The organism is Streptomyces sp. CNP082, from assembly GCF_059570535.1.
Genome location: NZ_JCANSZ010000003.1, coordinates 74,201 through 85,959, shown reverse-complemented (window position 1 = coordinate 85,959; position 11,759 = coordinate 74,201). Strand labels below are relative to the sequence as shown.

General features: G+C 73.2%; 8 protein-coding genes. 6 read left to right on the top strand and 2 right to left on the bottom strand.

Annotated features, from left to right (window positions below):
- Window positions 1–94: 94 nt before the first annotated feature.
- Complete coding sequence (locus B124_RS03330) at window positions 95–1,975, top strand: helix-turn-helix domain-containing protein (RefSeq protein WP_496501096.1); 1,881 nt, start codon at window positions 95–97, stop codon at window positions 1,973–1,975.
- A gap of 54 nt (window positions 1,976–2,029) precedes the next feature.
- On the opposite strand, the gene B124_RS03325 is transcribed toward B124_RS03330, so the two are convergent.
- Both B124_RS03325 and B124_RS03320 read right to left on the bottom strand, forming a co-directional pair.
- A complete protein-coding gene (locus B124_RS03325) occupies window positions 2,030–2,386 on the bottom strand; it encodes a phospholipase D-like domain-containing protein (RefSeq protein WP_496501095.1) in 357 nt (118 codons plus the stop codon).
- A 375-nt stretch (window positions 2,387–2,761) separates the two neighbouring features.
- Window positions 2,762–4,210 (bottom strand): aldehyde dehydrogenase family protein, encoded by a 1,449-nt coding sequence (locus B124_RS03320; RefSeq protein ID WP_496501094.1) that lies wholly within the window; start codon window positions 4,208–4,210, stop codon window positions 2,762–2,764.
- Between the two features lie 281 nt (window positions 4,211–4,491).
- Here B124_RS03320 and B124_RS03315 point away from each other — a divergent pair, with 281 nt between their 5' ends.
- The 5 genes from B124_RS03315 to ispG all read left to right on the top strand — a co-directional run bounded on the left by B124_RS03315 (window position 4,492) and on the right by ispG (window position 11,705).
- The gene (locus B124_RS03315) at window positions 4,492–6,468 is read left to right on the top strand and encodes an acyl-CoA dehydrogenase family protein (protein WP_496501093.1); all 1,977 of its coding nucleotides are present in this window, start codon (window positions 4,492–4,494) and stop codon (window positions 6,466–6,468) included.
- Between the two features lie 223 nt (window positions 6,469–6,691).
- Window positions 6,692–7,666, top strand: a complete 975-nt coding sequence (locus B124_RS03310; protein ID WP_496501092.1) for a sulfite exporter TauE/SafE family protein — start codon at window positions 6,692–6,694, stop codon at window positions 7,664–7,666.
- Between the two features lie 17 nt (window positions 7,667–7,683).
- Window positions 7,684–8,952, top strand: a complete 1,269-nt coding sequence (gene dxr, locus B124_RS03305) for a 1-deoxy-D-xylulose-5-phosphate reductoisomerase (protein ID WP_496501091.1) — start codon at window positions 7,684–7,686, stop codon at window positions 8,950–8,952.
- 34 nt (window positions 8,953–8,986) lie between these two features.
- Entirely contained in the window at window positions 8,987–10,303 is a 1,317-nt protein-coding gene (locus tag B124_RS03300) for a M50 family metallopeptidase (RefSeq protein ID WP_496501090.1), read from the top strand.
- A 247-nt stretch (window positions 10,304–10,550) separates the two neighbouring features.
- Window positions 10,551–11,705: a flavodoxin-dependent (E)-4-hydroxy-3-methylbut-2-enyl-diphosphate synthase gene (gene ispG / locus B124_RS03295; protein WP_496501089.1), complete on the top strand. Its 1,155-nt coding sequence runs from the start codon at window positions 10,551–10,553 to the stop codon at window positions 11,703–11,705.
- The last annotated feature ends 54 nt before the right edge of the window (window positions 11,706–11,759 follow it).

Below are 11,759 nucleotides of genomic sequence, written 5' to 3'. Positions count from 1 at the left end.
TCGCGTACGACGCGGACCGGGCCGGCCGGGGCGGTCGCGCAGACAGTCACGAACAGCACGGCGGCTCCCGCCGCCGCAGCAGCCAGAAGGTGCTATGCCCACGCTCGCCTCGCTTGTCCGCCATCCAGCCCTCAAGCTCTCCGTCCTCACCGGCGCCGACGAGCTGGGCGTGGCCGTGCGCTGGGCGCAGACCAGCGAGTTGATAGACCCGGTGCCGTACCTCGAGGGCGGCGAGCTGATCCTGACCACCGCGCTCAAGCTCGACGTCGACGACGCCGGCGCCATGCGCCGCTACATGCGGCGGCTCGCGGACGCCGGCGTGGTCGGGGTGGGCTTCGGGATCGGCGTGAACTTCGAGACGGTGCCCGGCGCGCTGCTCGCGGCGGCCCGGGAAGCGCGGGTTCCGCTGCTGGGGGTGCCGCGGACGACGCCGTTCATCGCCATCTCCAAGGTGGTCTCCGCGGCCATCGCCGCCGACCAGTACCGCGCGCTGACCCGCGGGTTCGAGGCGCAGCGGGACCTGACCCGGGCGGCGCTCGGCGCGGAAGGACCGGCGACGGTCGTCAGCCGGCTCGCGGCGCACGTACGCGGGTGGGCGGCGCTGTACGACACGGCGGGGGAGGTGCTCGCGGTCTCCCCGGCGCGTGCGGCGGAGCGGGCGGAGGCGCTGAAGGCCGACGTGGCGCGGCTGCGGCGGCGGCCGGCACCGGCGAGCGCGGTGGTGGCGGGCGTACGGACCGAGGAGACGGCAGAGGCAGCAGAGGCAGCAGGAACAGCGGAGGCAGCAGAGACGGAGGGCGCGCAGGAGGCCGGGGCCCCGGACACGGACGACCGGACGACGGCGGCGGACAGGGCGGACGCAACGGATCTGACGGACCTCGCAGACGGGGCGGATACGGCGGACGGGGCGGCCTCCGGTCGCGCCGCGCCGGATGCCTCCCCCGGTGGTGCCCCCGCCGGCAGGACCGCCGCCGACCGCCCTCCCCGCGCCCCCGCCGGCCCCGCCGAGGACCGCGTCGAGCTGCAGTCCCTCGGCTCCGGCCGCCGCTGCTGCGGCGTCCTCGCCGTCGGTACCGGCGGCAAGCTCGCCCCCGCCGAGCGCTACGCCGTCCACGCCGCCGTCTCCCTCCTCACCCTCGTCACCGAGCGCTCCAGCGCCTTCTCCGCCGCCGAGCAGCGCCTCGGCACCGCCGTGCTGCGGCTGCTGCTCGCCGGGCAGCCCGACCACGCGCGGGCCGTCGCCGGACCGCTGTACGGGGGGCTGCTCGACGCGCCCGTACGCCTCCTGGTCGCCGAGGCCGCCTCGCCGGTGGCGCCGGTGGACGCGGGCCCCCCGGAGCCGCTGCCGGAGGCGCTGGGGGAACTGGCCGACGCGCTCGACGCGGCGGCGGCCGGGTCCGGCGAGGCGTTCCTCGCGGTGCCTGACGCCGGGCGGCTGGTGGTGCTGGCCGCGGACTGCGGTGCGGTCGCGGAGGCGGCGGCGCAGCACGCCGGGCGCGTCGAGGCCGCGCACCCGGGCGCGGTGGGGCAGGTCCGCGGGTCCGGCGCGGGGCAGGGGACGCTGCCGCTGGTCGCCGGGGTGTCGGCGCCGGCGGGCCCTGCGGTGGTGACGGTGGCGTACAAGCAGGCCGAGCAGGCGCTGTCGGTGGCGCGGCGGCGCGGGCGGGTGCTGGTGGAGCACGAGGACGTCACGGCGGGCTCGGTGGTGGACCTGCTGGCGGACGACGCGGTGCAGGCGTTCGCGGACGGCACGCTGCGGGCGCTGCGGGAGCACGACGAGCGGGGCCGCGGCGACCTCGTCGCCTCGCTGCGGGCGTGGCTGTCGCGGCACGGGCAGTGGGACGCGGCGGCGGCCGACCTCGGGGTGCACCGGCACACGCTGCGCTACCGGATGCGGCGGGTCGAGGAGATCCTCGGGCGCTCGCTGGACGACCCGGACACGCGGATGGAGCTGTGGCTGGCCCTCAAGGCGTAGGGCGCGGGGCCACGGGCCGGGCCGGGGCGCACACCCCGGCCCGGCCCGGCCGGCTCACGGCGTACGGGCCTTGCAGGTGTCGCGGATCTTGTAGAAGTACGACAGGTACATCGCGTGGTAGTCCGCGCTCGTGATCCGTACCATCGCCTCGTCCGCGGAACGCAGCCCGGACCCGGTCCAGTTGTGGCTGCCCGTGTACACGCGCGGCGTGATGCTGCCGTTGTAGTCGCCGTCCAGCAGCCAGAACTTCGTGTGCGTGCGCACGTCGATGCCCGCGCCGTTGGGGAAGTTGCAGTACTGCCGCTGGATGCCCGCGCTGTCGAGGATGCCCTCGTCCGTCGCGTCGCCCTCGCGGTAGACGACGTCGACCCAGCAGCCCTCCGCGCGCTTCTCCGCCAGCTTGTGGGCCACCTGCTTGCGGGAGCGTCAGCCGCTCTGGACGTTGTCCTGGCCCGGGTCCTCGAACTGGTCGTCGCAGACCACGATCCACGACGTCCTGGTGTCGTCCGTGCCCAGCGCCGCTCAGTGAGGTCCACGCCGCGCTGCCCTTGTCGCGGGTGTTGTCGTCGACGATCAGCTTGACGGCGACGCCGCGCCGGTGGGCGGCGACCAGGGCGTCGGCGACGGCCGAGTCCTCCAGCTCGAACACCGAGGCGCGGATGGTCTGGCCGGCGGGGGTGGCGTCGATGAGCGCGATGAGCTGGGTGAAGACGGCGGCCGGCCGGAAGGCGAGGACCCCCCGGGGATTCCCGGGGGGTCCACGCCGCCGTCAGCGCGCGGGCGCGGTCAGAGCGCGTCCAGGCCCGTGATGACCATGACCTTCTCGTACGTGTAGTCCTCCATCGCGTACTTCACGCCCTCGCGGCCCACGCCGGAGCGCTTCACGCCCCCGTACGGCATCTGGTCCGCGCGGTACGACGGGACGTCGCCGACGATCACGCCGCCGACCTCCAGCTTCCGGTGCGCCCGGAAGGCGCTCTGCACATCGTGCGTGAACACGCCCGCCTGCAGGCCGTACTTCGAGTCGTTGACCGCCGCGAACGCGGCGTCCTCGCCGTCCGCCCGGTGCACCGTCACCACCGGCCCGAATGCCTCCTCGTGGGAGATCTGGACACCGCCCGGCACGTCGGTGAGCACCGTCGGCGCGTACGCCGCACCGTCCCGCTTGCCGCCGGTCAGCAGCTTGGCGCCGGCGCCCACGGCCTCGTCGACCCACGACTCCAGCCGCTGGGCCGCGGCCTCGCTGACCATCGGGCCGACGTCGGTGGCCTCGTCCGACGGGTCGCCGGTCACCTGCGCCTCGACGGCCGCGACGATCTTGGGCACCAGGCGGTCGTACACCGAGGCGTCGGCGATCACGCGCTGGACGGAGATGCACGACTGGCCCGCCTGGTAGTTGGCGAACGTGCCGATCCGCTGCGCGGCGCGGTCGAGGTCGGCCTCGGAGGCGTAGTCGGCCAGGACGACGGCGGCGCCGTTGCCGCCCAGCTCCAGGGTGACCCGCTTGCCGGGGACGGCCTCCAGGATCGCGAAGCCGACCCGGTCCGAGCCGGTGAAGGAGATGATCGGCAGCCGGCTGTCCTCGGTCAGGGCGGGCATCCGGTCGTTCGGCACCGGCAGCACGCTCCAGCTGCCGGCCGGCAGCTCGGTCTCCGACAGCAGCTCGCCCAGCAGCAGCGCCGACAGCGGCGTGGCGGGGGCGGGCTTGAGGATGATCGGGGCGCCCACGGCGAGGGCCGGGGCGACCTTGTGGGCGCACAGGTTCAGCGGGAAGTTGAACGGTGCGATGCCGAGCACCGGGCCGTACGGGAAGCGGCGGGTGAAGGCCAGCCGGCCGGCCCCGCCCGGGTCGGTGTCGAGCCGCTGGCCCTCGCCGCTGCCCCACCTGCGGGTCTCCTCGGCGGCGAAGCGGAACGTGGACACGGCGCGGTTGACCTCACCGCGGGCCCACTTCAGCGGCTTGCCGTTCTCGGCGGAGATCAGCCGGGCGATCTCCTCGGCGCGGGCGGCGAGCTGCTTGGTCACGTGGTCGAGCGCCGCGGCGCGCACGTGTGCGGGGGTGGCGGCCAGCTCGTCCTTCACCGCGTCCGCGGCGGCGACGGCCTCCTCGATCTGGGCGTCGGTGGGAATGCTCACCGTGCCGACCTTGCGGCCGTCCCAGGGCGAGGTGACGTCTAGGGTGTCCTCGCCGGTCGCCTGCCGGCCGGCGAGCCAGAACGCTTGTGTGGAAGTCACGGCAGAGTCCCTCCGGAGTGCGTACCTCTGGTGCCCACGGTAGGCGGTCGGCGGGGCAGGGTGCGTTGTCCAGCGCGTAGCACTCGGCGGATGCGTCGCTACGGGACGGCAGGGTGGGCGGTACGGGGGTATCAGGCTGGGCGGTGCGGGCGTAGGGAGCCGGGGACGGCTGCCCGGGTGACGATTGGCGCGCGTGGGGTGGTGCCGCCCGGCCAAATCGGGTACATACGCACAAGTAGCACCGGCTGGTAACCCCAACTCAGCGGCGAGGTGAGTTCCTCATGACCGCACCATCCACACGGCCGTCCGTCTCCGAGAAGGAAGCCAGGGACGTCGCCGAGGCCGCACGCGAGAAGGACTGGCGCAAGCCCAGCTTCGCCAAGGAGCTGTTCCTCGGCCGCTTCCGCCTCGACCTCATTCACCCCCACCCCGAGCCGGCCCCCGAGGACGTGGCGCGCGGCGAGGAGTTCCTCGCCAGGCTGCGCGACTTCTGCGAGACGCAGATCGACGGGGCCGGGATCGAGCGGGACGCGCAGGTCCCCGACGAGACCGTGCGCGGGCTGAAGGAGATCGGCGCCTTCGGCATGAAGATCGACCGGAAGTACGGCGGCCTCGGCCTCACGCAGGTCTACTACAACAAGGCGCTCGCCCTCGTCGGCACCGCGAGCCCCGCCGTCGGCGCGCTGCTCTCGGCGCACCAGTCGATCGGCGTGCCGCAGCCGCTGAAGATGTTCGGCACCGAGGAGCAGCGGCAGGAGTTCCTGCCCCGGTGCGCGCGTACCGACATCTCCGCCTTCCTGCTCACCGAGCCCGACGTCGGCTCCGACCCGGCCCGGCTGGCGACCACCGCCGTCCCCGACGGCGACGGGCCCGACGCGGACTACCTGCTCGACGGCGTCAAGCTCTGGACCACCAACGGCGTCGTCGCCGACCTGCTCGTGGTCACGGCGCGGGTGCCGCCGCGCCCGGCGAAGGACGGCGCGGAGGCGCAGCGGGGCGGCATCACGGCCTTCGTCGTCGAGGCCGCCTCCGAGGGCATCACCGTGGAGAACCGCAACCAGTTCATGGGCCTGCGCGGCATCGAGAACGGCGTCACCCGCTTCCACCAGGTACGCGTCCCCGCCGCCAACCGCATCGGCCCCGAGGGCGCGGGCCTGAAGATCGCGCTGACCACGCTCAACACCGGGCGCCTGTCGCTGCCCGCGCTGTGCGTGGGCGCGGGCAAGTGGTGTCTGAAGATCGCCCGCGGCTGGGGCGGCGCCCGCGAGCAGTGGGGCCGGCCCGTCGCCAGGCACGAGGCCGTCGGCTCGAAGATCTCCTTCATCGCGGCGACGACGTTCGCGCTGGAGGCGGTGCTCGACCTGTCGTCGCAGATGGCCGACGAGGACCGCAACGACATCCGCATCGAGGCCGCGCTCGCCAAGCTCTACGGCTCGGAGATGGCCAGCCTCATCGGCGACGAGCTGATCCAGATCCGCGGCGGCCGTGGCTACGAGACCGCCGAGTCCCTCGCCGCCCGCGGCGAGAAGGCGGTCCCGGCCGAACAGATCGTCCGGGACCTGCGGATCAACCGGATCTTCGAGGGCTCGACCGAGATCATGCACCTGCTCATCGCCCGCGAGGCGGTGGACGCCCATCTCAAGGTCGCCGGCGACCTCATCGACCCGCAGAAGAACCTCTCCGAGAAGGCGCGCGCGGGCGCGCGGGCCGGCGGCTTCTACGCCCGCTGGCTGCCGAAGCTGGTCGCCGGCAAGGGGCAGGTGCCGCGGACGTACGGCGAGTTCCACCCGCCCGGGCACCGCGACCTCTCCACCCACCTGCGTTTCGTCGAGCGCGGCGCCCGCCGGCTGGCGCGCTCCACGTTCTACGGGATGTCCCGCTGGCAGGGGCGGATGGAGACCAAGCAGGGCTTCCTCGGCCGGGTGGTGGACATCGGCGCGGAGCTGTTCGCGATGAGCGCCGCGTGTGTCCGGGCCGAGATGCTGCGCACCGCCGCCGGCCGGGGCGGGCACGGCAAGGAGGCGTACGAACTGGCCGACGCCTTCTGCCGGCAGGCCCGCATCCGGGTCGAGGAGCTGTTCGGCCGGCTGTGGACGAACACCGACGACCTGGACCGCAAGGTGGTGCGGCAGGTGCTGGACGACGCGTACACCTGGCTGGAGGAGGGCATCGTCGACCCGTCCGGCGACGGCCCGTGGATCGCGGAGGCCGAGCCGGGCCCGGCGAAGACGCCGAACCTGCACCGGCCGATCCGCTAGCGGCCCCTCGCGGCCGGCCGCACCGGGACCTCAGCCGGTGCGGCCGGCCGCGCGCGTTCCCCGGGACGGGTGCCGCCCCAGGGGCGGCCTGAGCAGCGCGGGGGCACGGTCCGGCCGCTGCGGCGCGCTCCGGCCTGCCGAGTGGCGCAGCTCACGCTCCCACGGGAAAATCGCAGAAGGCTATCCCTAGCATCCCTATAGGAAATCCCTAGTATCAATGTCTATGGACTTCTCGTGGTCGATGGTCGTGGCCGGAGCCTTCGTGGGCTGCATGGTCGGCCTCACGGGCATGGGCGGCGGCGCCCTCATGACCCCCATCATGGTGACGGTCTTCGGCGTCAACCCCACCCAGGCCATCGGCAGCGACCTGGCGACCTCGGTGTTCATGAAGCCGTTCGGCGCCGCCGTGCACCAGAAGGCGGGCACCGTCCGCTGGGACGTGGTGCGCTGGCTGCTGCCCACCGGGGTGCCGGGCGCGTTCTGCGGCGCCTTTCTGCTGCAGTTCCTCGGCGAGGGCGAGGAACTGCAGAGCCGGGTGAAGATCGTCATCGGCGCGGCGCTGCTGCTCGCCGTCACCGGCATGCTCGCCCGGATGTGGCTGGACCGGCGGCGCGCCGCGCGCGACGGCGAGGAGGCCGAGGACGCGCACGTGCCCGTACGGCCCGTGGCCACGCTGCTCATCGGGCTCGTCGGCGGCCTCGTCGTCGGCATGACGTCGGTCGGCTCGGGCTCGCTGATCATCGTGATGCTGATGCTCGTGCACCCCCGGCTCAAGGCCAACCACCTCGTCGGCACCGACCTCGTCCAGGCCATCCCGATCGTCGCCGCCGCGGCGGCCGGGCACTTCATCGTCGGCGACGCCAGCATGGGGCTCGCCGCCGTGCTGCTCCTCGGCGCCATCCCCGGCGTGCTCGTCGGCGCCGTGCTCTCCACCCGCGCCCCCGGCGCCGTGCTGCGCTGGGTGCTGGCGATCATCCTCCTCGCCACCGGGCTGTCCCTGGTGCACGTGCCGGAGACGGTCATCGTCCCCGCCTGCGCCGTGCTCGCCGCGTACGCCGTGCTCAGCAGCCGCCCGCGCCGCCCCGGGCTCGCGACGGCCCCCGCCACCGCCCTGCCGGCGGACGGCGAAGCGCCGGGAGCGCCGGGGGAGCCCGCTGCGGACGGCAGTGAGAGGGCGTCTGCTCCACGCCGGGCCTGAGCGGTCACAATGGGGCGATGACCGAGACCTCTGCTGCTCCGCTCGCCGATCCGCACCTGCGCTCCGCGACCGCCCCGACAGCCGGCGACGGCCCCCGCGAGATCGTCGTCCTCGGCTCGACCGGCTCCGTGGGCACCCAGGCCGTCGACATCGTGCGCCGCAACCCGGACCGGTTCCGGGTCACCGCACTGTCCGCGGCGGGCGGCCGGGTGGAGCTGCTGGCCGAGCAGGCGCACGAGCTGCGGGTACGCCGCGTCGCCGTCGCCCGCGCGGACAAGGCCGGTGAGCTGCGCGAGGCGCTGGCCGCGCGGTACGGGGCCGGGGAGCCGCCGCCCGAGGTGCTGGCGGGCCCGGACGCCGCCGCCGAACTCGCCGCCAGCGAGTGCCACACCGTGCTCAACGGCATCACCGGCTCCATCGGCCTCGCGCCCACCCTCGCCGCCCTCAAGGCCGGCCGGATGCTGGCGCTGGCCAACAAGGAGTCGCTGATCGTCGGCGGTCCGCTGGTCAAGGAGGTGGCCCGGCACGGCCAGATCGTGCCCGTGGACTCCGAGCACTCCGCCCTCTACCAGGCCCTGCTCGGCGGCGCCCGCGGTGAGGTGCGCAGACTCCTCGTCACCGCCTCCGGCGGCCCGTTCCGCGGCCGGACGCGCGAGGAGCTGACGGACGTCACCCCCGAGCAGGCGCTCGCCCACCCCACGTGGGCCATGGGCCCGGTCGTCACCATCAACTCCGCCACCCTGGTCAACAAGGGCCTGGAGGTCATCGAGGCGCACCTGCTCTACGACGTGCCCTTCGACCGCATCGAGGTCGTCGTCCACCCGCAGTCCCTCGTGCACTCCATGGTCGAGTTCACCGACGGCTCCACCCTGGCCCAGGCCAGCCCGCCCGACATGCGGCTGCCGATCGCGCTGGCCCTCGGCTGGCCGGAGCGGGTGCCCGACGCCGCGCCGCCCTTCGCCTGGTCGGCACCCTCCACCTGGGAGTTCTTCCCCCTGGACGAGAAGGCGTTCCCGTCCGTGCCGCTGGCCTGCCACGTCGGCGCCCTCGGCGGCACCGCCCCGGCGGTCTTCAACGCGGCGAACGAGGAGTGTGTCGACGCCTTCCTCACCGGCAGGCTCCCGTTCCTTGGCATCATGGACACGGTCAGCCAGGTCGTCGCGGAACACGGCACGGACGATCCGGGAACCCGGCTGACGGTCGCGGACGTCCTTGACGCCGAGACCTGGGCGCGCGCCCGCGCCAGGGAACTGGCCGGGCTGCCGGCCGACCCGCACGACAAGTGACGACCGACCGACAACTGATGACGAAGGTGCGCCCATGACGACACTCATGACGATTCTCGGCATCGTCGTCTTCGCCTTCGGGCTCCTCGTCTCCATCGCCTGGCACGAGTTCGGCCACCTCAGCACGGCCAAGATGTTCGGCATCCGCGTCCCGCAGTACATGGTCGGCTTCGGCCCCACCATGTGGTCCCGGAAGAAGGGGGACACGGAGTACGGCATCAAGTGGATCCCGCTCGGCGGCTACATCCGCATGATCGGGATGTTCCCGCCCGGCGAGGACGGCCGGGTGCAGCAGCGCTCCACCTCGCCGTTCCGCGGGATGATCGAGGACGCGCGGCAGGCGGCGTACGAGGAGCTCAAGCCCGGCGACGAGAACCGGCTGTTCTACACGCGGGCCCCGTGGAAGCGGGTCATCGTGATGTTCGCCGGGCCGTTCATGAACCTGGTGCTGGCCGTCGTGGTGTTCGTCGGCGTGATGATGACGTTCGGCATCGCCACCCAGACCACGACCGTCGGCTCGGTGTCCGACTGCGTGATCAAGGCCGAGAAGGTCGCGGAGAACCCGGACCGCAAGTGCCGGGAGGGCGACCCCGCCGCGCCCGCGAAGAAGGCGGGACTGGAGCGCGGCGACCAGATCGTGGCGTTCAACGGCCGCCCGATCGACGACTGGGAGACCCTGCAGAACAGCATCCGTGACACCATCGGCCCGGCCACCGTGACCGTCGAGCGCGACGGCAAGCGGGTCGACCTGCACCCCACGCTCACCGAGAACACGGTCAGCAAGAGCGACGGCGACGGCGGCTATGTCGACGGCGAGTACGTCAAGGCCGGCTTCCTCGGCTTCACGCCCGCAACCGGCGTGGTCAGGCAGGACTTCGGCCAGTCCGTGGACCGCATGGGCGACATGGTGGTCGACGGCTTCGATGCCCTCGTCGCGCTGCCGTCGAAGATCCCCGACCTGTGGAACGCGGCGTTCCAGGGCGAGGAGCGCAAGGAGGACTCCCCGGTCGGCGTCGTCGGCGCGGCCCGGGTCGGCGGCGAGGTGCTGAACCTCGACATCCCGCCCGAGCAGCGGGTGGCGTCGATGCTGCTGCTGGTGGCGGGCTTCAACCTGTCGCTGTTCCTGTTCAACATGCTGCCGCTGCTGCCGCTGGACGGCGGGCACATCGCGGGGGCGCTGTGGGAGTCGGTGCGGCGCGCGTTCGCGCGGGTCTTCCGGCGGCCCGACCCCGGTCCATTCGACGTCGCCAAGCTGATGCCGGTGGCGTACGTGGTCGCCGGGGTGTTCATCTGCTTCACGCTGCTGGTGCTCGTCGCGGACGTGGTGAACCCGGTGAAGCTCACGGGCTGACCCGGCGGCGGGGCGGGACGCGCACCACCGGGTACGCGCCCGCCCCGCCGCCTGCCGGCCCCCTCGCGGCGGGCACGGGATGCCGCCCCGCCCACCGCGCGCTGAACGTACGGTGCCGGTTGACCGACACTTCCGGTGACCCGGCCGGCACCGGCCACGGGGCGGCGGGCGGTGCCGTAATCTCGGTACCCGGGCCCTCAGCTCATCCGGCGGGGGCCATGATCCGTCCAACAGGGGTTGCCGCCAGATGACTGCCGTTTCGCTGGGAATGCCGTCCGTTCCGCTGAAGATGGCCGAGCGCAGGGCGAGTCGTACGCTGCAGGTCGGTTCCGTCGCCGTCGGCGGCGAGGCACCGGTCTCCGTCCAGTCGATGACCACCACCCGCACCTCCGACGTCGGCGCCACCCTCCAGCAGATCGCCGAGCTGACCGCCTCCGGCTGCCAGATCGTCCGGGTCGCCTGCCCCACGCAGGACGACGCCGACGCGCTGCCGGAGATCGCCCGGAAGTCGCAGATCCCCGTGATCGCGGACATCCACTTCCAGCCGAAGTACGTGTACGCCGCGATCGACGCCGGCTGCGCCGCGGTCCGGGTGAACCCGGGCAACATCAAGAAGTTCGACGACCAGGTCAAGCAGATCGCCCAGGCCGCCTCCGCCGCCGGCACCCCCATCCGTATCGGGGTCAACGCCGGCTCGCTCGACCGGCGGCTGCTCGCGAAGTACGGCAAGGCCACCCCGGAGGCGCTGGTCGAGTCCGCGCTGTGGGAGTGCTCGCTGTTCGAGGAGCACGGCTTCACGGACATCAAGATCTCGGTGAAGCACAACGACCCCGTCGTCATGGTCAACGCCTACCGCCAGCTCGCCGCCCGGTGCGACTACCCGCTGCACCTCGGCGTCACCGAGGCGGGACCGGCCTTCCAGGGCACCATCAAGTCCGCCGTCGCCTTCGGCGCGCTGCTCGGCGAGGGCATCGGCGACACCATCCGCGTCTCCCTCTCCGCCCCGCCGGTGGAGGAGGTCAAGGTCGGCATCCAGATCCTGGAGTCCCTCGGGCTGCGCGAGCGCCGGCTGGAGATCGTCTCCTGCCCGTCCTGCGGCCGGGCCCAGGTCGACGTCTACAAGCTCGCCGACGAGGTCACCGCGGGCCTGGACGGCATGGAGGTGCCGCTGCGCGTCGCCGTCATGGGCTGTGTCGTCAACGGCCCCGGGGAGGCCCGCGAGGCCGACCTCGGCGTCGCCTCCGGCAACGGCAAGGGCCAGATCTTCGTCAAGGGAGAGGTCATCAAGACCGTCCCCGAGTCGAAGATCGTCGAGACGCTGATCGAGGAGGCGATGAAGATCGCCGACCAGATGGAGGCGGACGGCGCCGCCGCCGGTGAGCCCGAGGTCACCGTCGGCTGACCACCGGGCACGACGCGTACCCGCAGGAAGCAGGCGGACGCGCGCACAGGTACA